The sequence below is a fragment of the Priestia sp. P5 genome, from assembly GCF_029522155.1.
GTDB classification, from domain to species: Bacteria; Bacillota; Bacilli; order Bacillales; family Bacillaceae_H; genus Priestia; species Priestia megaterium_E.
Map to the genome: position 1 here is coordinate 3180859 of NZ_JAKWFJ010000001.1, position 26626 is coordinate 3207484.

The window sequence follows — 26626 nt, forward strand, 5'->3', positions numbered from 1 at the left end:
TGACGGAAAGAAGATAGCTAAAATAACTTAGCTATCTTCTTTTTAAACCATTTACCGATTAATTAATTTTGAAGGCTTAAATACTTTTGCTTATTTTTAGACCAAAGTTGCTTGTTTGACTACTTTTTTCATTTCTTCTGCAACGTTTCTTTTGTCTTTTTCACTTGTAATTCCCCCGCCCACAATCACAAGATCCGGCTGTGACTGCACGACTTCAGGAAGTGTATTCAGTTTAATACCTCCTGCCACCGCTGTTTTTGCATTTTTCACAACTCGTTTAATCGTTTGAAGCTGCTCGAACGGGGTTTCTCCTTCAGCTTGAAGATCATACCCTGTGTGTACACAAATATAGTCAACACCGAGTGCATCGACTTCTTTTGCACGTTGCTCAAGGTTTTTTACATTAATCATATCAACAAGAATTTGTGTTCCTTGTTTTTTAGCCTCTTCTACAGCGCCTTTTATAGTCGAATCATCAGTAGCGCCAAGAATCGTAATAATACTAGCACCCGCTTCAGAAGCTTTCATTACTTCGTAAGCACCTGCATCCATAATTTTCAAATCAGCTAATACCTTTAAAGACGGAAAGGCTTCCTTGATTTCTTTGACTGCTTTTAGCCCTTCGTTAATTACAACTGGAGTTCCAATTTCTACAATATCGATATACTCTTGAACCTCCTGCACTACTTCTTTTGCCTCTGAAATATTTACAAGATCCAATGCTAATTGAAGTTCCATACTTACTTCACTCCTTCATTAAATGGGGTTGTCTAGCATGAATTCATTGTAAAACCGTTACTTTCAAAAAAAAAGTAGGCACTTTTAAAACATATAGTCACTAAAAATATACTATGGACGCTTCAATGCAGCGTATCATTTGTATTTATTTTAGAAAATTCCGAATAATAAGAGTAGTTTTATCCTTCTTACCAAAAGATTTTAACCCATATGGCTGGAATTATTCATTTCAGGCTCTATAACGGTTTCCATATAATTTTTTCCCCACTCATCCATGCTCTCAAGGATGGGCATTAAGCTTCTCCCGTGTTCAGTCAAGGAATATTCAACTTTTGGAGGGACAACCGGATAGACTTTTCGATGAACGATTTGATCTTCTTCCAATTCTCGCAGCTGACTTACTAACATTCGCTGAGTAATTCCCGGCATCATGGACTTTAACTCCCCAAATCGTTTCGTCCCTTCTTTTCCTAGGTGCCACATAATCAGCATTTTCCACTTGCCTCCAATAATCGTTAACGTTAATTCCTTTTCACAGTTAAACGTTTTGCTAAAAAGTCTGCTCAATCCTTTTTCCTCCCTTTTTACGCGTAATAGTATAGTTTTAGACACTATATGAAAATAAAGTGTCTACTTATAAAGGAAAATTGTACCTGCTATACTGTAATCTGTAAAGGTGGTAACAGACTATATTCACTGCAATAGACCGTTAAAATAAAGGAGGAGATCAATTGGGCAGTGTAGCTCGTTCACGTGATAATTGTCTCAAGTCTCATTCACCACAAGCGTTAGAAGTGGATTCCATGACCTTTATCTTATTTGGAGCAACAGGAGATTTAGCTAAAAGAAAAATTTTTCCTGCGTTATATAATTTATTTTTAGATAAAAAGCTTCCTTCTTCCTTTTCTATTGTTGGTACGGATAGAAGCAACTGGTCTGATGATGCCTTTCAAATATATGTAGAAGAATCAGTAAAGACTTTTTCAAGGCGCTTTAGACAAGGTGAATCCAAGATAAAAGAATTTCTTAAGACAGTTCGCTATCATAAAATGGATGTTACCAATAGTGATGGATATGACCAGTTGCTGCATGCTATTCAAGAAGGCGAAGCAGAATTAAATATTCCTGAAAATCGTCTTTTCTATTTATCAGTGGCTCCTGAATTTGTAGACGTTATTGCTTCAAATATAAATACCGGCGGATTGGGATCTACAAAAGGCTGGAAACGTCTTATTATCGAAAAGCCTTTCGGACACGATTTACAATCTGCTCAAGTGTTAAATCAAAAGCTTACTGAAACGTTCAATGAAGAAGAGATTTATCGTATCGACCACTATCTGGGAAAACCCATGATTCAAAATTTGGAGGCTCTAGCATCTGCAAACCCTATTTTACAAGCACTATGGAATCATCACTACGTTGCAAATGTTCAAATTACAGCTAGTGAAACAGTTGGTGTAGAAGAAAGAGCGCATTACTATGATCAGTCCGGTGCAATTAGGGATATGTTCCAAAACCATATGCTTCAAATGCTGATGATGACTGCCATGCAGCTGCCAAAGACACTTAACATTGCAAAAACTCGCCAACAAAAGATAAAAATTATGAAAAGCCTTCGCCCTCTACAAAAAGAGTTTATCCATTCGAACGTCATAAGAGGTCAATACGAAGCGGGAAAAATCCAAAATCGTTCCGTTATAGGATATAAAGATGAGCCCGGCATCAATGCAGCTTCCGTTAATGATACATTTATAGCAGTCCGGGTATGGATTGATCATGAGCTTTGGAAAGGAGTTCCTTTCTATCTTCGCACAGGAAAAAGAATGAGTAAAAAATGCACGCGTATCGTCATTGAATTTAAACATCCTTTAAAAAATGTTCATACAGACGAAGAAGTTATTCCCAACCTTTTGGTTGTCGAAATCAGCCCAAATGAAGGTATATCACTGCAATTAAACAGCAAAAACCCTTTGAATGATAATAAAATCGAACCTATTTTTATCAATTTCTCAACAAATCAAAAAGAAGTACCCGAGGCTTATGAACTGCTGTTATTTGATGCTTTACAGGGAGAATCCACATTTTTTGCTCATTGGGAAGAAGTTGAATTATCTTGGAAATGGGTGCAACCTATTTTAGAAGTTTTTAATGATGAACGCTTTCCTCTTCATTTTTATCCTGCGGGTACGATGGGACCAGCAGCTTCAAATCATTTATTAGAAGACGACGGGTTTAAGTGGTGGTAGTTTTATCATTATCCTAGATTATTTCTAATCTATAAAAAGAGATTGAGACATAACTAAAACAATGGAAAGATCCGAATGATACATTGTTCGGACCTTCCTTTAACTAAAACATTCGTGTTCCATCCTCTTTTTGTACATGTTTCAAATAACTTCACCTGGCTAAATCTATGTCACTTAAAAAATTAAACCTTCGTATCTTCTTTATTTAATATCAGCCATTTGATTTTTCGATCTCGCTCTTTTCTTTCTTGTTCATCAACCAAATCATATTTCTTCAGCAAGTGAAACATCTCGTTTAATGTTGTTTGCGAAGGATTTCGTACGAGAAACTCATGAAATAACGAGCGAATATCTTCTGGCAGCCATTGTGACTGCGAGTTAAACTTCTGCTGTACATCTTCTACCGAGTGGTCTAAATTACATTTACCCATACCTTTTCCTCCCTTTTCATGTAACTGTTTTGCATTTTTTAGTCTTCTTTGCGTTTAAACGTACTTGGCATAACAACTGCCACAACTTCTCCGGTCGCAACAATGATGTCACTCGCGTATACTTCTGTTTTAACTCTCCATTTCTTCGGGTGAATTTCTTCAACCGTTCCTATTGCTTTTAGTACTTCACCCTGCGGCGTTGGTTTTTTAAAATCTACGTGGAGAGAACCGGTAACAAATCGCGGCGGCTCTGCTGAATCTCCTATTTCGTAGCCATTTTTACGATATAGAGCAAGAGATGCAGAGCCTGTTCCATGGCAGTCAATCAGTGATGCAAGAAGTCCGCCATAAACAAATCCTGGTATGGCTGTATGTTCAGGCTTAGGTGTATAAAGGGTAATGGTTTTTTCTTCCAACCACCCTGTCCGAAAATGATAGCCTTCTTGATTTAATCGGCCGCAGCCGTAACACCATGCAAAATCATCCGGATACTCGTCTTGAATCGCTTTTACTACTTTTTCCATGGTTCACCACTCCTTTTTTCGGAATATTTTAACACATTTTCTCCTACAATCGTTAGAACTAAACGGACTATTTTCAAGCTTAAATAACCAAAAATCATAATAGAAGAAAAGCCTCACTTAAAAAATAATCGATTAACTAGGGTTTTATTTATAAATGATGGTGACGAGAAAGCATCTTTCTAATTGAAAGGTGCTTTTTTGTTTCTTATAAAAATATAAAAAAGAGGAGAGTTTTTATGAAGAATATTTTTATGAAATCAATGACCGTTCTTACCTTATTAATGGTCGCATTATGTGGAGTAAATCAGGTGAAAACAGAAGCAGCAAGCAAGCCTACGAATCAAGATTTGATATTATTAACAAGTACTACAACAAGCTTGCCTATTTTCACAATGGCTATATTGAAATGTTTGATCCAGTAGCAACGGGAAAAACATGGGATAAAACACCTGTTGGCTTCTTTAAAGTGGTAAACAAAATTAAAAACCGTCCTTACTATACAGGACATATTCCTGGGGGCGATCCTCGCAACCCATTAGGAAAAAGGTGGTTAGGATTAAATGCAAACGGTACGTATGGTGATACATACGGTATTCACGGCAATAACAATGAAAGTAGCATTGGAAAATATGTGAGTCAAGGGTGCGTAAGAATGCATAATGCAGACATCGAAAAGCTTTATGATAAAGTCCAAATAGGCACACCGGTTGCTATCACTTATTCCTATAAGAGCTTTGTAGAGTTGACGAGCGTGTACGGTTACGAGTTCAAAGGGTATCATTTAAAAGAAAATTAATCAAAAAGCAGTATTAACAATTTTTCTATGATGCAGGCATTAACCATGAATTAAGAAGCTGACTTTTTATACTCTACTGACATCTTGCAAATTAACCGAGCGTTTGAAAAATTAACTGTAAAGAGCTTAAAGCGTTACGCTGCTTATGCTGTTGGAGGACTTGCTTTGACAGCCGTTGTTATACTGGCCTTTACAATGGAGACAGGAACAAGTTCCAATTCAGTTACAGGTTCTGAAAAAGCTGTGGTAGTTGAAAATGTAACTCTCGAACAAAATAAGTAAACAATATGGGCGGCCTTTCTCGTTAGAGAAAGGCCACTTTTTTTGTAAGGCTGATTTTTACTTGTTCTTAAGACTCAGTCCATCCTCAAAAGCATTTCCTCTTTGGCCATTTCATCTAACCAAAATGAGACTGTGAGAGTTTTCTTTACCGATTTATTTAGTCTGTACCAGGTCCGTGATTAAATTTAGTACCTTTTCCAATAGCATAGAATTGACCGCCAGCAACATAGTGTATTGTACGCAATTCATCAGGAGCATCATCAAAAATCCAATGTCCGTTGTTGAATACTCGATCATCACTCCAAGCACCAACAATTTCACCCATGAAAAGATCATGTTCTTGTTCATTTTCAGAATTTGGAAGAACCTTGCATACTAGCCAGCCAGCGGAACCTTCAACTAGTGGTAAATCAAACTCTTCTTGGTAAAATAGTGAGATCTTATCAAGTTTATTGTCTATTTCTTTAGAGCTGTGCTCACCAACATACAAGACAGTTTCCATTTGTTTAACAGTTGGAACATGTACTACAAAATAACCACTCTTTTCAACGAGTTCACGTGTGAAAGCTTGTTTGCCGATAAACGCCATCACTTTATTATTTCCCACCAGACCGACCCAAGCGGCTGCCATTACATTTTCTATCCCATCGTGTTTAGCAGAAATCATGGTTGTTGGACCTACTTGTAATAAACGGTATGCTTTCTTTAAATCAACAGGCTTAATTGCCATTATTCATTCTCCTTTTGTTTTATATTTTGATATTTCTAGAAATATAGATTTAAGTTCATACATTAACCGAGCGTTTGAAAAATTAGCTGTAAAGAGCTGATTTTTGCACGTAGACAAAGGGACCTTTACAATTTCTTCAGAAATGTTTTATAAAGGTGACACAACATGAATTTAACGCGCTTATAATAACGATAGATGATTTGCTTTAGCCTTTTTATCTAAAGTACTAGTAATGGATATACTCAGAATTTAGATGAGGATACCTATCAAGCAATTTAGCCATAATCCAGACAAGAAAAATCATACCTCTTAGTTCTATATTTCCTTAAGTATAGAAATATAGAACTAAGAGAAATTACTCCATTACATATGGAGCATACTTTCCAATTAACTCACGGTCTAGGCTGTAGTATATATATGTGCCTTCTTTATAAGTACTCAGAAGTCCGCAATCAGTTAATTGTTTTAAATGATGGGATAAAGTTGATCCAGCAATTGATTCAAGTTTTGTCCCAATATCCGAACAACATAAATTTGCTTCATTAGCAAGCAAACGAGCAATCTTTAATCGGGTCGGTTCACCGAGTGCTTTATATATTTTTGTCGCCTGCTGTAACTTCGAGTTATCCTCCATTGTTAGTACCCCTTTTTCTGAATGAATTAGATACCCCATATGAGTACAAGCTAAAATTATAGTTGCAAGTATACTATAGAGATCTCATTTTCCTGATGGATGATTATATAGTATTGCTAAAGCCAACTGCACTTTAAAAATAAAATCCTCAAAACAGTACTATAAGCACAAATGAAAATAATTTATTACAATCGCTAATCCTAATTATCTTCGGTTAATTTCTTGAAGTTTAATTCTCTTTCATGATACATTGGATTCTAATACAAATGAAATGCATATTAATTATATAGGAGATAACAAAATTGATATGAACAAATCACAAATTGAACTTATTGTCCGGATATCAGAAACAGGAAGTTTTACAAAAGCCGGTGAAGAGCTACATATGACACAACCTGCGGTAAGTCGTACCGTTGCAACAATTGAATCGGAATTAGGAACGAAGTTAATTAAAAGAGATAAGAAGAATGGAATATCTTTTACAGATGTAGGAGAGAGAATATTAATTACTTTTAGAACAATCCTGAGTGAATTACAAAAAGTAGATGAATTAATTGTGGCTGAACAGGGGTTAGAAATTGGAAAGGTACACATTGGCGCTTACCGAACTGCTTGTACTAGGTTTATTCCTAAGATCATACGTGCAATGGAAAGTCAGTATCCTGGTATAGAAATCAAGCTTTCGGAAGGTAGTGTAGATCAAGTAAAAGAGTGGTTACGTTCCAGATGCATTGATGTAGGAATTATCATTCCTCCTGATAAAGATTTTGATACCTTACCTTTAATTAAAGATCAACTGATTGTACTTATGCACTCAAGCCATCCTTTATCTCAGAAAGAAACAATAAGTATTCCTGACCTACAAGATGAAGATATACTAATTGGAAAATGCGGTTATGAGGTACAGATTCATGCTCTATTCAACGAGTATAACTTGACTCCTAAAGTACGGTTTGAGATGGATTATATAGAGACAGGATTAAGTATGATACAAGAAGGGTTAGGAATTACCATTACAACAAAACAAAATATTTGGTGGTTGCCAGACCAAGTTGTTGTTCGTGAGTTAAAACCAGATACGTATAGAGATATCAATATAGCAGTGCTAGATATGAAAGATATATCCAAAGCGACAGATGCTTTTATCCAAACAGCTCGTACCCTTTTTGCTCAAGAAGATGCTTAAATAGTACTTAAATAAACATGTGTTGCTATTTAGTGCATATAAAAAAGACAGCTGTTTGATTCAAAAAGTGGCCGTCTTTTTTATTTCTACTATTTATGAATGGTAGTGGCTAGGAAGAGTATTTATTGAATGCTTATAAAAAAGGTTTCTCTTTATAAGGAATATTCAGTAACACGGCTTATTGTATACCGTTATATACCTTGTTTAACAATGTCTTTAGTTGAGTATTTTCTTCATTACTTAATTGACGCGTGATGAAGAGGTGAGCGTCTTCAACTAAAGGTAAAAGAATTTTCTTTAACTCTTCCCCCTTTTCTGTAAGAAATAGATAGTGTAAGCGACGATCTCGTTTACTGTATATTCTTTTTAAGAGTCCTTTTTCCTCCATCGCATAAATCATTTCTACAATAGTTGTTTGTTTCTTATCAATTGCTTCTGCTAGTTCTGTTTGGGTGATCCCTTTTTGAGAATCTAGAACACTAATGATGCTCCATCGTACTGGAGTCATGCCATAAGGTTTGAGCTTTTTCTTGAAATAATTCATTGCTCTTACATCTGTTCGATGAATAAGATGTCCTGTTAAATCATGTAAATCCATAACGTCACCTCAGAAATGTGAAAAATATGTTTTAAGCTAATAATCGAGTAATATAAGTCTTTATTAGTAGGCGGTACCCATGTGTGATTCTATATAATCGCTACTATTTATCTGACCAAATGTATTCATGTGGCTAAACCTTCTCCTGCACACAGTAATATCATTCTATACTTTGAAAGTTGTTTAGCTTTTTTAAAAGCTAAAATAAAAACCACGATTTACTTCGTGGTTTTTATTTCACAGGTAAGCCCTCTGCTTTACCTTTAGCTGGTTTGGTGATTTTCCACCCTAATAAGATGGCAATGAATCCTATAATTATAAGAAGATATAATGTCGGAACGAAACTTCCTAGATAATCATGCAGAAATCCAATTATAAATGGGCCGACTGCACCAATCATATATCCAATTGCTTGAGTCATTGCTGACCAAGTACTTGCTTCTAGAGGGGAAGATGCCATATCTAATGGTAACAACAAAGTTAGCGACACAAGACCACCGGCACCAACTCCTAAACATATACTTGAAACAATAGGTGTTACGTTTGTAAAACATAAAAGGGATAAACCAATTATTATACTTAAGGTAAAGGTTGTAATCCAAAACCTTCTGCTCGGTAGCACTTTTAAAAGACTAGGTAATAAAAGAGTAGCTGGTAGCTGTGAAATCATAGCAATTGTACCTACAAGACCACCAAATGCTGGTGTCCACCCTTTTTCCTCTACAATGGCTGGTAGCCATGCTGCAAAACAATAAAATAGAAGAGTTACAATCCCTACAAAAGAAGTTAATAGCCAGGCTTTTTTGTTTTTTAATGGTAAAGAAGCCTTCGTCTTTTTTGAAAAATTACTTACAGGAATACGGGATTGTTTTATTACCATAAGCCAAAGTGGAATAGCGAGTAGAGCAAGAATACTCCAAAATGCTAATCCATTTTTCCATGAATTATTGAACCAGTGTTGAAGTGGTGTCGTTAGCCCAATAGAAATAGATGCGCCCACTACCATTGAAGTAGAGTATATGCCTATCATCGATGCTGCCTTGTCTGGAAAATGACTTTTAATGAAACCAGAAAGCAAGGGGCTTACAACACCAATTCCTGCACCAATTAATAAAGCTGTTATTAACAGGTAAGTTGAGGAATTTGTAAAGGCCCTTAGAAACGTTGCAATACCTATGCAAGTTATAGCGAAAGTAATGATCTTTTCTGGTTGATAGCGATTTGCTAAACGACCAGCAAATAACGAACAAAAACCAAAACATAACAAAGGAATGGAAGTGAGCAAACTAGCTAAAGTAGAACTCATACCTAGATCCTTCGTTATTCCATGCAAGACCGGGCTAACTGAAGTTAGACCTGGCCTAAGGTTAAATGCAGCTAGTATAAGTGCAAATAGAAACAATTTATTACGATTGACCATACTAATTACCTCCGGTTAATTTCTTGAAACTTAATTCTCTTCTATGGTACATTAGGTTTTTTTATAAATAAAATGCGTATTTTTTATAATGCATATAACAAAAATGTTATGATGTTGAGAATGAAAAATAAAAAACGACCAATAATCGTATTGGTCGTTTTTATATTTCTTATAAGCACAACACTTCCTGTATAGAATCAAATTAATGTTATTAATAAAAGTAATAGTCACCGTATTTTATTAAAAATTGTTTTATCTATTACACACTTTGTAGAAAAACTGCGTATTTGTCGTCATTAAGTGTAAATAGTAAAACCTTAATAATAAATGCAGTAATTTAATATTTACTTAACGGATAATAAAACGTAGACATGGTTATTTTCCATAAATATAGTGAATGACAACATTTGTTTTTAAAGGTATATATATATGAATCTACAAATCTGGCCAGACTACTAACGTATTCCCCCTATTCCGATAAATTTGAAAACCCTTTGCCTATATGAGCAAAGGGTTCTTTTTTTATGTAAATATTTATCAAGGCGCAAACCCTTGAAAACTGACAGCAAGATAGATACTAAACGAAAGAGCACATAAGGAAACAAAATGTAATGTTAAAAAAGGGATTTTCTGTTTACCTTTGATAAAGAAAGAATAAATAAACCCGAGTATTGTAACTAAAGTTAAAATAGGCACAATAATCTTAATCACAGTACCAAAAGCGTTTGCTGTAAAAACTGATAAAAGAAAGAACCCAATTATAACTACATACAAGATTATTGAAGTAACTAAAGAGGCTATTGATACCTTTAAAGAATCTTTTAAGAATTTCTTCATCTAAATTCCTCCTATTTGAGCACTGCACATTCACCATAATATAAATATAAGAGGGGATAATTACCTTTTAACTTTCACTAAAATTCATTGCGAAAAATAGCATACCTAACATGATAAGCAGTGGAATTACAACAAAAGAGGTCAAACTAAAATATTTCATCAGCCCTTTTTCATGTTTTCCAAAAGCTATTACTCCACATAAAAAGCCCACAAGGTAAATGACGATCCCTATACAAAGAATATTTGAGCTATATATTGGTGTGAAATATTGTCCTACCCCAATAACAATTCCAAGCAACGATAACCACAATGAGTATTGACTAAAACGTTTTTTCAAGTTGACCCTCCAAGAACTAAATATATGGTTAATAATACCATTTATTCACCTGTCAGTTAATATAAAACTAATTACAGGAAAAAATATCCTTATCAGAAAAAATATCTGTTATGATAAAAATATAATCTTCTCTAAAGGATGAAGTCTATGAAGGAGTTTTTATCAAGTTTTTTACTTATAACAAGTTGGTTTATATTTGCTATAAGTGCCTATTTGTTTGTTAGTGTTTTAATCGCACCTTCCTATGCATTTATTCCTTTTTTTTAGGTTATAGGCGCTGGACTAGTTTGTTTTTATTTATCAAAAAAGCTAAATATAAAAACTAAAGTTAACTAGCTTTAATCTTTATATAATATACACCCGTAGACTAGACAAGAAGGGTGTGTTCATTCAGTGACATTTAAAGAGATTTTGCCATATCATGCGTTAACAGTTATTAGCTCTAGCGTCTCTTATTCCATATTCCTTATCATCATTGAGCCTAGTTATAGAGCTGTTATTGCATTTTTTATGATCTCACTTATTACAATCATTCCTTATTCTGTTGCAGCCGTACCATTGCAGCTATTTCTAAATAAATGGCCTAAGAAGTTTAGTATTCTCTACTTATGTACCTATTCTGTCGTAGCAATCCTATTCCTTTATATCTCTTATAAGCTTCAAGGAAATTGGTCTAATCCGATAGGGGATTTTCGTAAAATGTTTGTATTTGCACTCGGTGCAGCCATCATATACTGGTTTTGGGATTCCATTATCATGAATAAGAAAGAATATCCGTACTATTAAAGTACAAACCTAAACTATATAAGCTACATAAAATGCATTAAATAAATTTTTTGTTCTTCTAATCTTAAAATGTGGTTAAATTCTAACGACATAGTAAAGGGGAAAACAAATATGGCTTTATCCCGTAATCTCACATTAGTTTTACTGAGTTTATTAATCATAATAGGTTTTAGTAGTTATTTTTTATATAGCAGTAACCATCATAAGATGCTATCTAAAAGAGAAATTAATGATTTTATAGAAGATAAAAGAAAATCTAACTTATCTATTCTTAAAGAGGAGAATATTACATCTAAGCCAGATCCTCATGCTCTTATTTTATATAAAGATAATACTAAATTGGGCACTTACATCCTTACAAAAAGCAGGCAAGGAATTGAAGAGCACAAGGGAATAGAAGTACCAATAGATAAAACCTTGCCAATACAGGTTACAGGAGCCTTATCAGGGGTTCCATATCTCGGCATATACATTACAAATAATAAATTAATTCAAGAAGGAAAATATATAGAAATGGAATTTGAAGATGGAACAAAAGTAAGAAAGAACATATCTTTAGATCAAAAAGGATATATTCTTTCAGAAAAAACCACTCCTGAAGCACCCAGAGAATCTGTCCAGGTCTCAGTCAAAAAAGATAGTCAAGTTTTATATACAAATGAGTACTAAATAGCTGTTAATCTCTACATTACATACGATTTTAGTTAACATAAAGCCATTTATCTGTAGATAAAAGAAGCAGACCTTTAATTAAAGATCTGCTTCTTTACCTTAGCGAAAACTAAATATATTCCCAAAATAAGCACAATACCCAAACCGATAAAACTTAACCAATACACCCAAGGATAAGTATGTAAAACTGTCGTAACTCCCGTGTTTCTATCCACTATGGTAGACGCACTAGGAGTATAAATTGTATTAATAGTTAAGTACGTTAATAAAGCTTGAGCAATAAGAAATACACCTATTGCAAGTTTCATGGCCTTGCCTCCAAACTTATACATGTTTCTATGGACATTTTAACATAAAGAGACCTAATTAATTGTTAAATTGTTAGTTACCATAATCACAGTTATAAGTAGTAAATAGAAGGAGCATTGGTTATAGAGCCAGTGCTTCTTTTATTTATAATAAAAAATTTCTATTTTTTCCTTTAAGTGTATACATTCATTGTTACTTATTCGTTGTATAAGTATAGGGAGGATAAATGATGAAAAAAGAAGACATACTCGCCTCCTATCTTATCGATTTAGGAGAGGAAGTACTCAAACTGTTAATAACGAAGGGTGCGACGAAAGAAGATGCGGAGGACATTATTCAGAATACATTTTATAAGGTATATACACTATTAGGTGATCTAAGAGAGAACACAATACGTCCATGGTTTTTTAGAGTCGCACTTAATGAATACATAGACTTCAAAAGAAAAAAGGAGCAGCAGAATATCTATTTAACAGAAAAAATTTATTCTAAATTGCAATATACAGACTGTGAACTTGATGCCATTTTAAATAAAAATGAAATTTTCTATCTGTTAAAGGACATCAAAAAAGAGTACAAAGAAGTGTTCTTTTTAAAGTATTACTATGATTTTTCTTATGAAGAAATTGCGGTCATGTTGGACGTTAAAATAAACAGTGTAAAGCAGAAGTTATATCGTGCACGTAATTTGATTCACTCAAAAGCAGGAGGAAAACATTAATGGAGAGTTCACTACAAAAAGCTTTACAAAAAGCCAAACGAAAACAAGCTTTTAAAATTGTCATCATATCAATTGTTGTTGTAATTGTGGCATTAGCAACCCTTTATAGAGCTGGAAGCTATTTTGCAGCCAAAAGTACTGCAAGACTTCATGACGCACTTTTTTTAAATAATGAAATTTCAGGGCCTAATATTCAAATTGACTCCCAAGCAATAAGTAGTCGCTCGATGTTTGAAGGTAACATTGTAACAAATCGTTCCAAGAATATTGATGGTTATGTAGTCCAATGGAGTACACTAACAAGCTCTTATGATTGGTTTAGGTCTAATATTGACACAAATGAATTAGTGCCAGGATTCTATAGGTATGGTAAAGAGCTCTATCACTATGATAAACAAACTAAACAGAAGGTTGGGATTTTTTATCATCCATCTATTAAGAATTACTATGGAGGCGTAAAAAATGACTTAAATGCAGTCTCACAAATGAAAAATTATGTTGCGGAAGTAGCTATCTCTTTTAATCGTCCTTATACATTGAAGGAAATACAAAAACAAATTCCCAATAATTTAAACATTGTATGGTTGTATATGGCATCGCCTATTGTAAACGAAAGTAAAGGACCTGCTGGCATGCCTGTTTATGGGTTTGATCCATCTGATTCGCCAAAAGATGCTTATAATGAATTTACCACAAACCTTAAAAAGTACAATGCAGATGCTGAAGATGAGGCAATTGAGAAGTTTTTAGCATCGAATAAAGATAAATCATTTGATAAAGTCAAAATTTTAGGAGTGATGGTGACAGGCCAAACCCAAAATTTTAAAGCGTTAGAAAATAGAGATTTTATTCGTGGCGCTTCTGTAGGGGCAACAGCACAAAGGGTTCCTTATATCAAGACAGAAAAATAATTAAGAAGAGACTAAGTATTTGGTCTCTTCCGTGTTCCTTTAACTGAGAATATAACATCTAGTTAATGTAATTGCACTTATAAGAACCTTAAGAAAATAACAGCACTCGCCTAAATGGAAGGAGAATGCTGTTATTTAATTTAATAATCCCTTTTCTTTAAACACTTTTTTCAAAGATACAATAAACATTGAAATAAGCTTAACGTACAATTATATTGAGGTGATTAAAATGAGCACTAATTATAAAAATTACTTTTACAAGAAATTTTCTTTAATATATCTTATTACACTCATGTTATTTATTGTTATCGACATTATGGATTCAGGGAAAATTTCGCTTTTTTCTTCTGAAGATAGTTGGAATTTTATCTTATATCAAATTATCTTTTGTTTAATGTTTATAGGATTTTTGAGTGCATTTATCACAAACTTATTATGGAAAAGGAAAAAGAGTAGATAATTAAGAAGCAAACATAACTAATACATACTTTAGTTACCATAAAACCCCTTATCGGTAGTCCAAAGAGTGCAATCGTTAGCGTATTGATAATGTTTTTATTTAAATAAAAGGTCAATTTCTTCTCGATCATAATCTAAAATCCAATGATTATATTCTTCATAAAGAAACTCTATAGATTCTTTATTAGAGGCTAATACATCACAACCTCGATCATCATACAAATGAAAAATTATTTCTTTAGAAAGATTGATAAAATAAATATTATAACCACTTTGTGGATTACTTTTAAGTATGCTAGATGGATGAGCAAAGTCTTCATAACAAATAGCTTTTAAGAGTTGTACATACTTTAGTTCTGACCTCTTACAAGAAAGTGCAAATCGATGAGTAACAGATTGATCATTTTCCTCATCAAATACACTGGGTAAAAGATAATGACCTAATTGGTATAGCTTTTCTTTATCTTTTATGTACTTTAAATATACGTTTAAAGGCCTTTTTTGGAGGTAGATATCTTTTTTTATGGTGTGTACATCTGTAACAAGAAAAATTTCATCTTCTTCTCCAAATACTGCTTCAAACAATCTGTTTGAACGATAAAATGCTTGCTCTAAATATTCCTTTTTGTAATAAGGTATTAAAGGATTTGATATTTCAAATCGAATGCTTTTCTTCCAAGAATAAAATAAGGAAGGGCTCAAAATTAGTCTTTCAAAATGCTTTTCTAAAAACGAATGTAGAATATCATGGTTCATATATTTTTCTCCGTGGTTTTTGATTTTATTTTAACATTTTTTTAGTGAATTCTTTTTGTGTGATATAAATCTCTAGTTACCATAATGTACCTTATCGGAAATTTTAATTATAAAACAAAGCCCCTGCTTATCAGCAAAGCCTTTGTTTTATTCGGCTGATTCTTTGATAAGATCAATAAATTCCATTGCATGAGATTGATCTTGTTTTATCATCTTTATTTTTTGAGGATCTAAAAGGATCCTTTTTATTTGTTTGTCCTTCCAAATTATAGTGTTATAAGACGGAACCTTATACAACTCTTTAAACCACTCCTCCGTTGTTAACTCTTCAATAGCTAATCTTAACTTAGAATAAGAAGTAGGCTTCATTAAAATGCCGTAAGATAGCAAATCTTTAAATTTATCCATCTTGTCACCTTCCCTATATTTAGACTTTATTAAATACTGAAATTATAAATCACCATGTATATTAATCTATAAATATGGCCAAACTAATAACGTATTCCCCCTATTCTAATAAACTTGAAAAACCTTTGCCTGTATAGGAAAAGGTTTCTTTTTGTTAACTTAATTATGAAATTATAAATCGAACTTTCTTTTTTAATTTATTTTCCTTAAAATAGTTCAATTAGGCTAATAGGCTACAAACACCACATAACAAAGCCAATGTACAAGAGTCCAAAAGAGACAAATAAAATATATTTTAATATATGTAGACGTGTTTGAGCCGTCATATTTGGTTCATTACTTTTCACTTCTTGATTCATTTTTAGTTACCTCTCGCTTTGGTCGAAAATATACGCATTTGATCTAAAACTAATATTTAAAACGAGCCCTATTAAACACATACTACTCATAAGGGAACTGCCCCCATAGCTTATAAAAGGTAAAGGGATGCCTGTAATAGGAAGAAGACCTATACACATTCCTACATTCTCAAGAACATGGAAGAAAATAACAGATATAATTCCTGTACAAATGTACGTAGAATATTTATCTTTTGTATGAAAGGCCACCGTTATAATTTGATAAATTAATACCATAAACAAAAGAAGAACCAAACTTGTTCCCACGAACCCATAGTTCTCTCCAATTGCACTAAAAATGAAATCTGAATGCTTTTCCGGAACATATACAGCATAATGGGAGGTATCTCGCCCTGATATAGAACCCGAACCAATTGCCTTTACAACTTGCATATAGTTATAAGAAAGATTCCCTGCGTAAGATTCTGGATCAAACCATGCATAGATACGATCAAACTGGTAGGAATGAACATGAAGATATTTTTCTAGGATGGCTGCATGATTTAGGACCATATATAAAATGACAGAAGCGACTACTCCCATAGAAGCAAAGATAGGTAGAATCAATTTCCATGCGACACCTGACACAAATACCATCATAAAAAATAAGAAAATCATAACCAATGCTGTTCCTAAATCGGGTTGTTGCATAATTAAAAGAATAGGTGCAAAAAGTGTCGCACCTAGTTTTCCAATCAGCAGCAAATCACTTCTGACATCTCTAACTCTAAATTTTTCATTGTGCTGTTGAATTACTTTACTAAACGCTAATATTAAGGAGATTTTCATGAACTCGGATGGCTGAATAGAACCAATTCCGGGGAGTACAAACCAACTTTTCGCATTATTTTTGAGAGGAGCAATACTTGTGGGCGAAATAATTAGCAAAATAAGAATAAAAATAGTAAAACCGTAGAAAAACCAGGTGATCCGATTCAGTTGGTCTTCATCTGGCCTCATCATCATGAAGATAATGACTCCGCCTACAATGTACCATTCCACTTGTTTAACGACGAAGTTTGTTGTGTACTGGCCTGTTTGCTGGGCATTAAAAATAGCAACACAACTAATGATAAAAAATAACAAAAGGGTGAAAGCAAGCCCATAATTAAAGCTTTCTGATTTCTTACGTTCCATTTGTAAAACACCATTTCTATATAGATTTGTTGACATCGTTAATTAGACGCTTCAAAAACAAAATAGTTTTCTATTTCTGAGAAAAAATTACTCATACACAGTAAGGTTATAGCCCGTATTCCATTTGATATAAACTAAAAAAGAAGTACCCTGAGAAATAGTGAGCCTAATCCTCAGGGGAGGAACGCGTCTATTTAATTTAGTTTTTTCTTTCCTTTAGCGTAAATAATGATTTTATAAGGATCACCTTTTATTTTAGCCTTCATGTCATCTGTTTGAAGGAATTCATCAATAATTCCTTCGAGTTCGTTTGCAAACTCTTTATTCTCTTCAGAATAACTTAATGATGTATAAATAAACACCTGTGGTTCAGGGTGAACAGAGTAGCCGACCATCTTCACATGATATTCCTCTTTTCCTAATAAATCTTCACCAACATCATCAAGGATATTTCCCCATCTACCTTCTTGTTCTTGCTTTTTTAAGTTAATTTTATATACCTTTATAGGTGTTTTTCCTTCGTTATTGTTAACAAGAACATCGCTAATCACTTGTTTAATATCTTCAATATGCTTCTCAGTATCAAGTACTTCTAGAACTACTCTGGCGTCCGAGTCAAATCCTGCTATGCTAGCATCTAACACATGATAATTACGTTTTTTTAATTCAGCATCAATCTCTTGATTTATTTTGTCGTATTTTTCTTGACGAGGATCAGGTTTATACTCATATTGAACAGGATCATACCATGTAATTTTGACTTTATAACTATCATAGTTACGTGCCTCTAAAATACCTTTTGTAATTTTATTTATATCGTCTTTAACGCGCTTAAAATACTTCTCTGAACCATCCACACTTATCTCAATTTGCTTCTTTCCTCCATAATAAGTCTGACCTAGAGAATCAATTTTATAACCTTTTTTCCTTAGTGTATTAATAATTTCAGTGCCTACAGACTCTTTCTTGAAAATCTGACCCAAGTAAGGGATTTTAGAAACTACTTGAGCCATTGCAGGAGAAACAAATGCTGAGCTAACGAATGCACCACTCAAAATAACAAGTGCAATACCACAGTAGACAACATTTCTTAGAAGGCGATTTTTTTTCATAGGTAATATATCGTTTCCAGGCTTTACTGATTCTGATCGTTCTAATTGGTCAATGGCTTCTAAAAGTCGCTGCTTCTGTTTTTGTTTTGATTTCCAGACCAAATCCTCATTCAGTTTTTCTAGTGAACTATCATCCGTAAAAGAATTAAATCGTTTCTTCATATATATATCCGTCCTTTACTAACTGCTTTCTCAAAGCAGGAATTGCTCTGAACTGTGTAGATTTTACTTTGCTTTCAGACCATCCTAGGATAGTAGCTGTATCTTTAACAGAAAACCCCTGCACTTTTCGTAGTACAATGACCTTTCTGTGAGCTTCTTTAAGCTTTTTTAACGCTTGATACAGTTCTAGAGAGGTTTCTTTCAACTCAATCATCTCTTGAGGTAGAGGATTATTGTCTGTTTTAGAAAGAACAAAATCTTTCAAAAGACTTAAGGGTTTTTGTTTCCTAAAATAATCCATGGTAACATTATGTGCAATACGGAACAGCCACGTCTTTTCGCTAGAGTTTTTCTGAAAGGAATCATAAGAAAGGTAAGCTTTTACAAATGTTTCATGCGTTAAATCTTCAGCTTGCTGATAATCTTTCACCAGCATTAAAATAAATTTTAATATGGCGTCGCTATGGGCGTCATACCAACGCTCAATTTCTTCTTTTTTTGTCTTTTCCAATATCCTGACCATCCTTTTATCCAATATTCTTTACTTAGACGAGAGTTTTTCAAAAAAAGTTGTGTTTTTTATACAAAAAATAAAAAAACTCTCAAATAAGAGAGTTTTTGATTCAATATGCTATAAATTTTTATTGATTAACTTTAATGAAACGTAAGGATAAATGCCTTCTAGAGAGTGTATTTATCGTAATAGAACTATTTAACTTTAGTTACGATGACAAGTATCGTCGGTAAAAGAATAAGCAAATTCTATTAGACTAGTTTGTTTAATACGATAAGGTTTTAAGGTCTATACCCGTACAAGAAATCAAACATAAAGAAACATATAAAACCTATAAGCAATAGAGGAACCACACTTATTCCTAAATATACACGATGTAGAGGCTTTTTTAGTTTTTTGAACCAGTTATAATATAGTATTAAAAAAAGAATGCAGACAGGTATAAAGAACACAGCAGAAAATATATCTGTTAACTTTGAGTTTGCATCCCAATATTCGTCCGGAACAGGAGTATGCACATACCATTTATCGGCTAAACGAGTTTGAAGATAACTAAAAAGTAATATTCCTAACGAATAATAGACACCAACCAACCACTTTAACCATTTTGGTAAATAAGACTGACTTGCAACAATACACATAAGTACTACTATAAGAAACACTGGAACACTGTAACTCATTTGAAACCTCCAACATAATCTAAGTTTCTAACAACAAAATATGAGTAATTTTACCATATCAGTTTATATGTGTATATACCGGTTTTGAGGTAGAAGAGATAGAATCTTAATTAGCATGATTGATTCTGCAGGTAGCAAATAGCAAGCTTAATAAACCGACGTTTATATTCCTACTTCCCATACCACAACATCCTAAAAATCAGTACTTATCAACCACTGCTCCTAAACTAGCTGCTTTAACATAGGGCTTATTTTGCAAGGAAAGGAGTTCTTCTTTTGTTCCTGTAACTACTACGCCTATAATTAATCCATTTTCTTGTCTGTCTTTTAGACTTTTGACTTCCCCTGGATCTGTTTTTTGGAGCTCATTTAAAAAGTCTGCTTCTGTTTTGACTTTATTACTCGTTAGTTTTACTCCTAGTTGTGGTGATGGTTTAGGAATACCTAATAACCATCGTCCACTTTCTGGCTCACCTCTGTACCCAGTAGACTTTGCATATTTATAGTTATAGTTATCTACCCAATACCATGTTTGGTGAGCAGATGTAGGCAGCATCTTTTGTACTTCTTTCAGTGTGTAATTTTTATCAAAAGATATGGCCATCTCCATATATTTATCATTTGGATAATCTTTAATCACGTCAAAGTCATTAGCATACACCTTATACTTATACTTAGGTACGTAGAATAGCATCTCACGTTGTCCATTAGGAATATGATACATTGTAGTGTCATTAACAATCGTACTGTGCGTTGAGAAGGATGCATTAAAGTTTCCATTTAAATCGTACGTTACTTCTTCTGTACCCCAAGGTATAACTTTATCTTCAATCACTTTAAATACTTCACTCTTAATCGTTCCCTTTAAAATTCCTGTTGAGATGGTATCGGTGTTAGTAAATGTGTTCGGAGACATCCTTACATGATTTTCTTTAATGAACCGTTCAGTTAGTTTATTTCCTTGTGTATTTATAAAATAATCGTTTCCTTTTATTAATACAGTAATAACAAAACAGACTACGAGTGCTGAGATAAAAACTGTTCGTAAAAATGCTATGTATTTTGCTTTTTTTAGTGTTCTATGCAAAGACTTTTCATCAAAAATGGAGTCTAACTCATCATTCGTTTTTTTCATGACATTCTCTCCTATACATTTCTTTAAACGTCTTCCTAGCACGAGCTAAATACGTTTTAACAGCTTCAGGTTTCATATCCACATATTCCGCAATTTGTTTATAAGACCAGCCCAACTCGTACTTTAAAAGAAGTAGCTGCTTAAAGGTGGGAGACACTTTTTGAAGGATGCTTCTTACTAGAAGCTGATTTTCTTTTGCAATCATTATTTCCTCAATTAATTGCTCATTGGTAATAAGGTACTCCTCTACTATTGCGTAATGAGATTTTTTGTTTTTTCGACAATAATCGTAATATAAGTTTATCGCTACTTTGAAAAGCCACGATTTATATTTACCGGTATCAATCGAATCAAGATGAATAAGTAACTTACAAACTGCTTCTTGAACAATATCTTTAGCTGTTTCTTGGTTTGCACCTTGTTTGATTAAGTACAAATAAAGTTGATTCATGACAATTTTTAGCTGATCGTTTGATAACCGATTTTTCAAGTGTTTTTCCTCCTTCTTGTCTTATAACGTATGAGCAGTGAAAAAGTATACAATCATTTCACATTTTTCTACAAAAAAGGAAAACAATTAATCTCTTATTACATATTCGAAGAAAGAATGATTTAATTCTATATTTCACGCGACATATTTTTGAGAATACCTTGTATTAAAAGGTATTCTTTTTTATAATTTCATAAGAGGTGGATAAATTGGAAATTAGTAGAGAAATTTTGAAAGGGCATATTGATACGCTAATCTTATCGCTACTCCATCAACGGGATATGTATGGCTATGAATTAGCTAAGATTGTTCGTGAGAAGAGTGAAGAACAATTTGAATTAAAGGAAGGTACTCTTTATTTGTCTTTAAAGAGATTGGAAAAAAACAATTGGATTTCTTCGTACTGGGGAGATGAACAAGGCCCTGGTGGAAGAAGAAAATATTATAAAGTCACATCATTAGGTACGCAAAACTTTGAAGCCAAGCGTTTAGAATGGCAATTTGTAAAGAAAATGATGGATTCTTTTTTATGGGGAGGCACTAAGTGAAGAGAATAGAAAAATTTGTGGATTCTATGTACCTGAATGTAGAAGGAGATCAACAAGAAATTAATGAGCTGAAAGCAGAAATGACCAATCATCTGTTGGAAGCAGTCCATGAATTAAAAGCAGAAGGCAAAACAGAACAACAGGCCATTGCAATAGCTATTAAACGGTTTGGTGAAGAAAAAGAAATACGAAATGTGATTGGACAATTGTTTGAAATACAGAAGATATTTGCAAAGCGCATCCTATACGTAGCAGTAGTATGCTTAATCGTCACAATGTCCAGCTTTTATTTTCTATGGAAAGTGGAAGAATCAACGGCTCAAGGAATATCCGACACAGGTTCATTAATATCCTATGAATTGAAAGATAAAGGTGTGATAACCAGAGACATAAAAAGAAAAATAGAAGCGTTAGTAGAAGATACAAACTATGTTTCCGGGGTTACTATTTATAAATCAAAAAATATAATCAGCCGTTCTGGCGAAAATTATATTGACTATCACTGGAAGGGAGTGCAGCCAGATTTTCAATATCAAAGAACCCTTTGGGCTCCAAAATGGTTAGGAGCAGACTTTGACACATTTGGAAATGGGGATGACCAATGGTTCATTTCAATAGACAATAGAAGCTTTAGTCGATTAGAAGCCGTTGTCCTATTTGTGGGAATGACTATTTACTGGACTCTGTTTACTATCTGGGCAATTATCAATGCTTATCATCAAAAAAGGTTACGAATTGGATGGGTTTTTATATTTGTATTCTTTAATATTCTAGGCTATTTAATTTATTATCTTACAGGAAGACAAGGTCTTATCCCTAGCAAACATGATGAATTTTATGAGGATTACATTTAGGAGGCACACTTTACCCGGTTTGCTTTTCATGTAGAGTAATAGCTTTTGAAAAACACGAGAAAGGACTAATGATGAGCTCATTTGTTCTAATTCTAGTCCTTCTCATGCTAGGTATGCTATTAATTGCGACGAGTTTGAATTAAAATTAAGAGAAGCAAGCATGGTATGCTTACTTCTCTTGTTTTTTTCTAGTTAATGTAAAAAGATTATCAGTCATAAATAAAAAACCTTCACAAAATAAACGACCTTAGAAATCTTAACCTATAAAGAGAAAAACAGCGTTCTCAAAATAGAAATTGAAACCCATAATACAGCTGAAATTATGGGTAAGAGAGTAATAAGGAGACCCCATTTTACAGTTTTTTTGATAAATAACAGGACTGATCCTAAAATCCATACAGGAATTACTAGTAACATTTGAGGCTCGGTAAATCTGTTTCCAGAAAAGTTTTCGCCTATTCCTCCTTCAGCAAGGAACCAAGCGAATGGGATAATAATAATGCCTGTTATTAAAAGATGTATAACTCGATACATATTAAAGAACATACTAACCACCTAACTAAATTTACCTTTTTTACCATTTTATCAATAACATAAATTTTAATCACTATACCCCTTACATCTTTAGTCAACATAATGGAAGTTATCGGTATCAATAAAATTATCCCCACCACATAACTAAAACAAATAATGACCATAGGGAAACAAACAAACTAAGTCCTAAAACAACAAGCCAATAAACATCCAGGGTACTCTTTTTAAGTTTATTTTTTTTATTGAATATGTAAGTCAATACAATTGTAATTAGATATAAAAAAATGCTTATACCTGTTATAACAGTCAGGTAGTAGATTGGATTTAACTTTATTATGTTCTTATCCATAAAATAAGAAATATCTTGACCAAATATTGCTAATACGGTAGCTGAAAATAGAAAAGTACATATAAATACATTAGCTTTCACCATATATTACACCTCCAAAACAAACTCTAAATAAGATATATTTTATCCTATTAGTGTAATTTTACACTAATTTTTATTTTTTTCAATGTAACAAAAGAAAACTATTAACTAAATATTTTTCCTAATATAATATAGATGGTATTAATATAAAAAGCAGAACATCAAATGTGGTGTTCTGCTTTTTATGACATTAATTTATAATACTATAAAAATATTAACGTTCATTTTCCTACATTGTTCGGTAAGGCATAAACGTTCCGCCAAAAAAATAACTCCATACTACGAGAAGTACAGCAAATAAAACAAACAAGAACCAACCTCTCACATATGTGTTTAATTCTTGTTTGTTTTGTAGCGTTTCTCTGTATTTTCGTTGGAGATCATGATGTTTCGATATATTTTTCATTAACATCCCTCCCTTGAATATTGAACAAACAATTGGAGCCAGTGTTATGAAATATAAAACATAATATACATTACCTTTTTTTCTTACAGCTATATTTATGAAAGGTGTTCTTTTAGGTTGAAGTAATCTTTGCACCAGAATCCCAAAGACTTCAAGGTACCAGTGAGCTCTTATTATTTTCTCCTTTGCTATTCATATCCATTACCACTTCTAACAAAAAGAGAAGAAACACAGCTATAAGCTCAGTTATAGAGGGAATAGTAATGCTTCTAATTAATTCATCAGCAGTATGTATAGCAAACCAAGCAAAGCTACAATCAATGACCATTCTCACGAGGAATTTTCTTTTAGAATTTCCAATTTGTTGAGAAAATGTATTAATAAGAAATATGGATAGTAAATCAACTATAAATCCAATAATAAAAAACAGTAAGAGGAATATTAATAGAGTTAGAAATGAGTCGTATTGTACCCCGAATATTTTAAATAAACCAATAAATCCAAACACAAATGCTCCTAGCATTAATGAAATAGCAATAATCACAATTAAAGTTATAAGAATAACAGTAAATGATTTAGCAAAAAAATTAGATATATTGTGAGAGGGTCCAGTTTTCTTTGCTTTCAAGTTAACATTTACACCCCTTGCTGCTAATTTTTCTTTAATGTATTTATCCTAGCCAATTGTGAGTATAAGCTAGTATTCCTAAGATGGCTCCAATTCCAGCTCCAAATAAAGTAGCCCCTACTAGCTTTAAGTTATTCTTATTATAAGTCATAAAAAACCTCCTTCCATCCAATTATATACAAAAATGGTTTTTAATAAATAAATCTCTTTAAACGATATAATTAATGTGTATATACACCCTTAGTTAACATAAAACCAATTCTAGCTAGCAAAGGTTTAGTTAAAACTACAATTTTACAGTTTTTAACGAAAAGTGCGGCTTGAAACTAATTTTTACTTCTCTGTTACCGTCATTCCCCAGAATGGTTAAGCGATTATTCTCACCTTTAATTTCTCTAATATCTTCTAATTCAAAATCAAAGATTAATCCCTTAAAATGTTTATAACCTAAGCTTACGCTACATTGACTTTCATGTACCGACATCACCAATAACAAATGAAAGCCATGATCGTCATCTTTGCTATACATAAACATACCAGTCTGTTCATCGACCATTACTACAGGTTCATCTTCAAATAACTCAAGCAGTTCGTATTCATCGTACTTCATTCCTGTTTAAAATCCCCTATCTTAGTATTACTGTAATAACATAGATATTATTATTTACAACAACCTTAAATGTATCAGATATGCTCAGTATGTACCTAGGTTTTGAACCCAATTTTCGTTAAATGTATATATAACCTTAGTTACCATAATGTAGCTTATAGGAAACGAAAAATGTATCCAAGAATCTCTATTTATGTTATAAAAAGAAAATAAACTTATTGGAGATAGAAAATGACACAAAACAATAGTAAATCACTTATTTCAATTATCTTTGGGGTTTTATCAATGATCGTTCCTTATATAGGTTTAATCTTTGGTATAGTAGGGATTGTTTTTTGCACCAAAAGTATCAGAGAAGTGAAAAAGACTAGAGAACAAGGTAAAGGTATTGCTGTGACTGGAGGAATTCTTAGTGCAGTAGGGTTATGCATTCAAGCTTCTGTACTATTTTTAGCTCTTTTAGGATACACAGCAGTTTTTTATTAAATCACTGAACTACTTAACATAATCCATATTATAGGAAATTATCAATCTGGTACTTTTTGACACAGACCTCCAATTCGATTATTATCTAATTAGATAATAATCGAATTGGAGGAGGAAGGTATTAAATTATGCAATTAGATAAATTAGTCAATTACCATAAGGCAGTTGGAGACCCCACAAGAATTAGAATTATTTCCTTATTAAAAAAAGGCCCTCTTCATGGGCAAGCAATCGCTTATAAACTTGGGTTACAACCGCCAACCATTACTCACCATATTTCAAAATTGAGAGATGTAGGGTTAGTTTATCAAAGAAGACAAGGGAACATTATTTATTTTTACCTCGATAGTGAAAGGCTAGAATATAATTCAAAAGCTATCTTAGATATTAGGGAGGAGTCTATGGAGAACCAAGATAGTAAAATCAATAATCAAGATAAGTTATCTATTGTTAAAAATTTTATAAATAGCGACGGGACATTGAAACAAATTCCGAGTCAAAGAAAGAAAAAGAACGTTATATTAGCGTATTTAATACGTGATTTACATCAAGGAAAAACGTATAAAGAAAGGGATCTTAATGAATATATAAAAAACTATCATGAAGATTATGCGACTATTCGTAGAGAATTAATTATGCAACACTTCATGTATAGGCAAAATGGAGAATATGAATTAAATCCAAAAGAGATGTGGCCTGTTACCTTTTAAAATGAACGTTT

Annotated in this window: 33 protein-coding genes; 11 read left to right on the forward strand and 22 right to left on the reverse strand. The window is 33.0% G+C overall.

Features of this window, described 5'->3' with window-relative positions; genetic code table 11:
- Positions 1–96: 96 nt before the first annotated feature.
- Together hxlA and hxlR are read right to left on the reverse strand one after the other, a co-directional pair.
- Positions 97–738 carry a 3-hexulose-6-phosphate synthase gene (hxlA, locus tag MMB69_RS16765; protein ID WP_013056245.1) on the reverse strand — a complete coding sequence of 214 codons (642 nt, stop codon included), beginning with the start codon at positions 736–738 and terminating at the stop codon, positions 97–99.
- A 201-nt stretch (positions 739–939) separates the two neighbouring features.
- Positions 940–1305 carry a transcriptional activator HxlR gene (hxlR, locus tag MMB69_RS16770; RefSeq protein WP_013056244.1) on the reverse strand — a complete coding sequence of 122 codons (366 nt, stop codon included), beginning with the start codon at positions 1303–1305 and terminating at the stop codon, positions 940–942.
- Positions 1306–1469: 164 nt separating this feature from the next.
- On the opposite strand from hxlR, the gene zwf reads away from it, so the two are divergent.
- Complete coding sequence (zwf, locus tag MMB69_RS16775; RefSeq protein WP_221786034.1) at positions 1470–2984, forward strand: glucose-6-phosphate dehydrogenase; 1515 nt, start codon at positions 1470–1472, stop codon at positions 2982–2984.
- 182 nt (positions 2985–3166) lie between these two features.
- On the opposite strand, the gene MMB69_RS16780 is transcribed toward zwf, so the two are convergent.
- Positions 3167–3415, reverse strand: a complete 249-nt coding sequence (locus MMB69_RS16780) for a group-specific protein (protein WP_221786035.1) — start codon at positions 3413–3415, stop codon at positions 3167–3169.
- 38 nt (positions 3416–3453) lie between these two features.
- Positions 3454–3939 (reverse strand): PaaI family thioesterase, encoded by a 486-nt coding sequence (locus MMB69_RS16785; protein ID WP_057241907.1) that lies wholly within the window; start codon positions 3937–3939, stop codon positions 3454–3456.
- Between the two features lie 292 nt (positions 3940–4231).
- Here MMB69_RS16785 and MMB69_RS16790 point away from each other — a divergent pair, with 292 nt between their 5' ends.
- Positions 4232–4735 carry a L,D-transpeptidase gene (locus MMB69_RS16790; RefSeq protein ID WP_277448015.1) on the forward strand — a complete coding sequence of 168 codons (504 nt, stop codon included), beginning with the start codon at positions 4232–4234 and terminating at the stop codon, positions 4733–4735.
- 439 nt (positions 4736–5174) lie between these two features.
- Here the strand turns inward: MMB69_RS16790 and MMB69_RS16795 are convergent, their stop codons facing one another.
- Positions 5175–5747, reverse strand: coding sequence for a flavin reductase family protein (locus MMB69_RS16795; RefSeq protein WP_025753556.1), 573 nt, complete (start codon positions 5745–5747; stop codon positions 5175–5177).
- A 355-nt stretch (positions 5748–6102) separates the two neighbouring features.
- On the reverse strand, positions 6103–6381 hold the full coding sequence (locus MMB69_RS16800) for an ArsR/SmtB family transcription factor (protein ID WP_025753557.1): 279 nt from the start codon (positions 6379–6381) through the stop codon (positions 6103–6105).
- 307 nt (positions 6382–6688) lie between these two features.
- On the opposite strand from MMB69_RS16800, the gene MMB69_RS16805 reads away from it, so the two are divergent.
- Complete coding sequence (locus MMB69_RS16805) at positions 6689–7567, forward strand: LysR family transcriptional regulator (protein WP_221786037.1); 879 nt, start codon at positions 6689–6691, stop codon at positions 7565–7567.
- 178 nt (positions 7568–7745) lie between these two features.
- On the opposite strand, the gene MMB69_RS16810 is transcribed toward MMB69_RS16805, so the two are convergent.
- From MMB69_RS16810 to MMB69_RS16825, 4 genes are all read right to left on the reverse strand, one after another.
- Positions 7746–8165, reverse strand: a complete 420-nt coding sequence (locus tag MMB69_RS16810; protein ID WP_277448016.1) for a MarR family winged helix-turn-helix transcriptional regulator — start codon at positions 8163–8165, stop codon at positions 7746–7748.
- A gap of 232 nt (positions 8166–8397) precedes the next feature.
- Positions 8398–9585, reverse strand: coding sequence for an MFS transporter (locus MMB69_RS16815; RefSeq protein WP_277448017.1), 1188 nt, complete (start codon positions 9583–9585; stop codon positions 8398–8400).
- A 537-nt stretch (positions 9586–10122) separates the two neighbouring features.
- On the reverse strand, positions 10123–10422 hold the full coding sequence (locus tag MMB69_RS16820) for a hypothetical protein (protein ID WP_277448018.1): 300 nt from the start codon (positions 10420–10422) through the stop codon (positions 10123–10125).
- 67 nt (positions 10423–10489) lie between these two features.
- Entirely contained in the window at positions 10490–10759 is a 270-nt protein-coding gene (locus MMB69_RS16825; protein WP_277448019.1) for a hypothetical protein, read from the reverse strand.
- Between the two features lie 393 nt (positions 10760–11152).
- Here MMB69_RS16825 and MMB69_RS16830 point away from each other — a divergent pair, with 393 nt between their 5' ends.
- Positions 11153–11545 carry a UPF0715 family protein gene (locus MMB69_RS16830; RefSeq protein ID WP_277448020.1) on the forward strand — a complete coding sequence of 131 codons (393 nt, stop codon included), beginning with the start codon at positions 11153–11155 and terminating at the stop codon, positions 11543–11545.
- A 111-nt stretch (positions 11546–11656) separates the two neighbouring features.
- Positions 11657–12214 (forward strand): hypothetical protein, encoded by a 558-nt coding sequence (locus MMB69_RS16835; RefSeq protein WP_277448021.1) that lies wholly within the window; start codon positions 11657–11659, stop codon positions 12212–12214.
- 77 nt (positions 12215–12291) lie between these two features.
- Here the strand turns inward: MMB69_RS16835 and MMB69_RS16840 are convergent, their stop codons facing one another.
- Positions 12292–12525, reverse strand: a complete 234-nt coding sequence (locus MMB69_RS16840) for a hypothetical protein (RefSeq protein WP_277448022.1) — start codon at positions 12523–12525, stop codon at positions 12292–12294.
- Between the two features lie 230 nt (positions 12526–12755).
- On the opposite strand from MMB69_RS16840, the gene MMB69_RS16845 reads away from it, so the two are divergent.
- Both MMB69_RS16845 and MMB69_RS16850 read left to right on the forward strand, forming a co-directional pair.
- Positions 12756–13247: an RNA polymerase sigma factor gene (locus MMB69_RS16845; protein WP_277448023.1), complete on the forward strand. Its 492-nt coding sequence runs from the start codon at positions 12756–12758 to the stop codon at positions 13245–13247.
- On the forward strand, positions 13247–14158 hold the full coding sequence (locus MMB69_RS16850; protein WP_277448024.1) for a sigma factor regulator N-terminal domain-containing protein: 912 nt from the start codon (positions 13247–13249) through the stop codon (positions 14156–14158). Before MMB69_RS16845 ends, MMB69_RS16850 begins: the two co-directional genes overlap by 1 nt.
- A 555-nt stretch (positions 14159–14713) precedes the next feature.
- Here MMB69_RS16850 and MMB69_RS16855 read toward each other — a convergent pair.
- The 7 genes from MMB69_RS16855 to MMB69_RS16885 all read right to left on the reverse strand — a co-directional run bounded on the left by MMB69_RS16855 (position 14714) and on the right by MMB69_RS16885 (position 21409).
- Positions 14714–15373, reverse strand: a complete 660-nt coding sequence (locus MMB69_RS16855) for a DUF3885 domain-containing protein (RefSeq protein ID WP_277448025.1) — start codon at positions 15371–15373, stop codon at positions 14714–14716.
- Between the two features lie 147 nt (positions 15374–15520).
- Positions 15521–15781 (reverse strand): hypothetical protein, encoded by a 261-nt coding sequence (locus MMB69_RS16860; RefSeq protein WP_277448026.1) that lies wholly within the window; start codon positions 15779–15781, stop codon positions 15521–15523.
- A gap of 365 nt (positions 15782–16146) precedes the next feature.
- A complete protein-coding gene (locus MMB69_RS16865; protein WP_277448027.1) occupies positions 16147–17316 on the reverse strand; it encodes an FtsW/RodA/SpoVE family cell cycle protein in 1170 nt (389 codons plus the stop codon).
- 194 nt (positions 17317–17510) lie between these two features.
- Positions 17511–18590 (reverse strand): DUF4179 domain-containing protein, encoded by a 1080-nt coding sequence (locus MMB69_RS16870; RefSeq protein WP_277448028.1) that lies wholly within the window; start codon positions 18588–18590, stop codon positions 17511–17513.
- A complete protein-coding gene (locus tag MMB69_RS16875) occupies positions 18574–19101 on the reverse strand; it encodes an RNA polymerase sigma factor (protein WP_277448029.1) in 528 nt (175 codons plus the stop codon). The genes MMB69_RS16870 and MMB69_RS16875 overlap by 17 nt, the downstream gene beginning before the upstream one ends.
- Before the next feature lie 882 nt (positions 19102–19983).
- On the reverse strand, positions 19984–20919 hold the full coding sequence (locus tag MMB69_RS16880) for an anti sigma factor C-terminal domain-containing protein (RefSeq protein WP_277448030.1): 936 nt from the start codon (positions 20917–20919) through the stop codon (positions 19984–19986).
- Entirely contained in the window at positions 20903–21409 is a 507-nt protein-coding gene (locus MMB69_RS16885) for an RNA polymerase sigma factor (RefSeq protein WP_277448031.1), read from the reverse strand. The genes MMB69_RS16880 and MMB69_RS16885 overlap by 17 nt, the downstream gene beginning before the upstream one ends.
- Before the next feature lie 209 nt (positions 21410–21618).
- Between MMB69_RS16885 and MMB69_RS16890 the strand changes: the two genes are divergently transcribed.
- On the forward strand, positions 21619–21957 hold the full coding sequence (locus MMB69_RS16890; RefSeq protein WP_153253235.1) for a PadR family transcriptional regulator: 339 nt from the start codon (positions 21619–21621) through the stop codon (positions 21955–21957).
- Positions 21954–22811 carry a permease prefix domain 1-containing protein gene (locus tag MMB69_RS16895; RefSeq protein WP_277448032.1) on the forward strand — a complete coding sequence of 286 codons (858 nt, stop codon included), beginning with the start codon at positions 21954–21956 and terminating at the stop codon, positions 22809–22811. The genes MMB69_RS16890 and MMB69_RS16895 overlap by 4 nt, the downstream gene beginning before the upstream one ends.
- A 661-nt stretch (positions 22812–23472) precedes the next feature.
- Here the strand turns inward: MMB69_RS16895 and MMB69_RS16900 are convergent.
- The 4 genes from MMB69_RS16900 to MMB69_RS16915 form a co-directional block, all read right to left on the reverse strand.
- Positions 23473–23778 (reverse strand): hypothetical protein, encoded by a 306-nt coding sequence (locus tag MMB69_RS16900; RefSeq protein ID WP_140450902.1) that lies wholly within the window; start codon positions 23776–23778, stop codon positions 23473–23475.
- Between the two features lie 226 nt (positions 23779–24004).
- Positions 24005–24181, reverse strand: coding sequence for a hypothetical protein (locus MMB69_RS16905; RefSeq protein WP_181170473.1), 177 nt, complete (start codon positions 24179–24181; stop codon positions 24005–24007).
- Between the two features lie 151 nt (positions 24182–24332).
- Entirely contained in the window at positions 24333–24809 is a 477-nt protein-coding gene (locus tag MMB69_RS16910; RefSeq protein WP_140450903.1) for a YrvL family regulatory protein, read from the reverse strand.
- 286 nt (positions 24810–25095) lie between these two features.
- On the reverse strand, positions 25096–25419 hold the full coding sequence (locus MMB69_RS16915; protein WP_155010238.1) for a hypothetical protein: 324 nt from the start codon (positions 25417–25419) through the stop codon (positions 25096–25098).
- 231 nt (positions 25420–25650) lie between these two features.
- Here MMB69_RS16915 and MMB69_RS16920 point away from each other — a divergent pair, with 231 nt between their 5' ends.
- Positions 25651–25905: a DUF4190 domain-containing protein gene (locus tag MMB69_RS16920; protein WP_277448033.1), complete on the forward strand. Its 255-nt coding sequence runs from the start codon at positions 25651–25653 to the stop codon at positions 25903–25905.
- Between the two features lie 128 nt (positions 25906–26033).
- The gene (locus tag MMB69_RS16925; RefSeq protein ID WP_277448034.1) at positions 26034–26615 is read left to right on the forward strand and encodes a DUF2087 domain-containing protein; all 582 of its coding nucleotides are present in this window, start codon (positions 26034–26036) and stop codon (positions 26613–26615) included.
- Positions 26616–26626 lie beyond the last annotated feature (11 nt).

Coding starts and splice junctions, on each gene's coding strand:
- hxlA (WP_013056245.1), bottom strand. CDS start 738: ATGGAACTTCAATTAGCATTGGATCTTGTAAATATTTCAGAGGCAAAA.
- MMB69_RS16780 (WP_221786035.1), bottom strand. CDS start 3,415: ATGGGTAAATGTAATTTAGACCACTCGGTAGAAGATGTACAGCAGAAG.
- MMB69_RS16785 (WP_057241907.1), bottom strand. CDS start 3,939: ATGGAAAAAGTAGTAAAAGCGATTCAAGACGAGTATCCGGATGATTTT.
- MMB69_RS16790 (WP_277448015.1), top strand. CDS start 4,232: ATGTGGAGTAAATCAGGTGAAAACAGAAGCAGCAAGCAAGCCTACGAA.
- MMB69_RS16795 (WP_025753556.1), bottom strand. CDS start 5,747: ATGGCAATTAAGCCTGTTGATTTAAAGAAAGCATACCGTTTATTACAA.
- MMB69_RS16800 (WP_025753557.1), bottom strand. CDS start 6,381: ATGGAGGATAACTCGAAGTTACAGCAGGCGACAAAAATATATAAAGCA.
- MMB69_RS16805 (WP_221786037.1), top strand. CDS start 6,689: ATGAACAAATCACAAATTGAACTTATTGTCCGGATATCAGAAACAGGA.
- MMB69_RS16810 (WP_277448016.1), bottom strand. CDS start 8,165: ATGGATTTACATGATTTAACAGGACATCTTATTCATCGAACAGATGTA.
- MMB69_RS16815 (WP_277448017.1), bottom strand. CDS start 9,585: ATGGTCAATCGTAATAAATTGTTTCTATTTGCACTTATACTAGCTGCA.
- MMB69_RS16820 (WP_277448018.1), bottom strand. CDS start 10,422: ATGAAGAAATTCTTAAAAGATTCTTTAAAGGTATCAATAGCCTCTTTA.
- MMB69_RS16835 (WP_277448021.1), top strand. CDS start 11,657: ATGGCTTTATCCCGTAATCTCACATTAGTTTTACTGAGTTTATTAATC.
- MMB69_RS16840 (WP_277448022.1), bottom strand. CDS start 12,525: ATGAAACTTGCAATAGGTGTATTTCTTATTGCTCAAGCTTTATTAACG.
- MMB69_RS16845 (WP_277448023.1), top strand. CDS start 12,756: ATGAAAAAAGAAGACATACTCGCCTCCTATCTTATCGATTTAGGAGAG.
- MMB69_RS16850 (WP_277448024.1), top strand. CDS start 13,247: ATGGAGAGTTCACTACAAAAAGCTTTACAAAAAGCCAAACGAAAACAA.
- MMB69_RS16855 (WP_277448025.1), bottom strand. CDS start 15,373: ATGAACCATGATATTCTACATTCGTTTTTAGAAAAGCATTTTGAAAGA.
- MMB69_RS16860 (WP_277448026.1), bottom strand. CDS start 15,781: ATGGATAAATTTAAAGATTTGCTATCTTACGGCATTTTAATGAAGCCT.
- MMB69_RS16865 (WP_277448027.1), bottom strand. CDS start 17,316: ATGGAACGTAAGAAATCAGAAAGCTTTAATTATGGGCTTGCTTTCACC.
- MMB69_RS16870 (WP_277448028.1), bottom strand. CDS start 18,590: ATGAAGAAACGATTTAATTCTTTTACGGATGATAGTTCACTAGAAAAA.
- MMB69_RS16880 (WP_277448030.1), bottom strand. CDS start 20,919: ATGAAAAAAACGAATGATGAGTTAGACTCCATTTTTGATGAAAAGTCT.
- MMB69_RS16900 (WP_140450902.1), bottom strand. CDS start 23,778: ATGGTGAAAGCTAATGTATTTATATGTACTTTTCTATTTTCAGCTACC.
- MMB69_RS16905 (WP_181170473.1), bottom strand. CDS start 24,181: ATGAAAAATATATCGAAACATCATGATCTCCAACGAAAATACAGAGAA.
- MMB69_RS16915 (WP_155010238.1), bottom strand. CDS start 25,419: ATGAAGTACGATGAATACGAACTGCTTGAGTTATTTGAAGATGAACCT.
- MMB69_RS16920 (WP_277448033.1), top strand. CDS start 25,651: ATGACACAAAACAATAGTAAATCACTTATTTCAATTATCTTTGGGGTT.
- MMB69_RS16925 (WP_277448034.1), top strand. CDS start 26,034: ATGCAATTAGATAAATTAGTCAATTACCATAAGGCAGTTGGAGACCCC.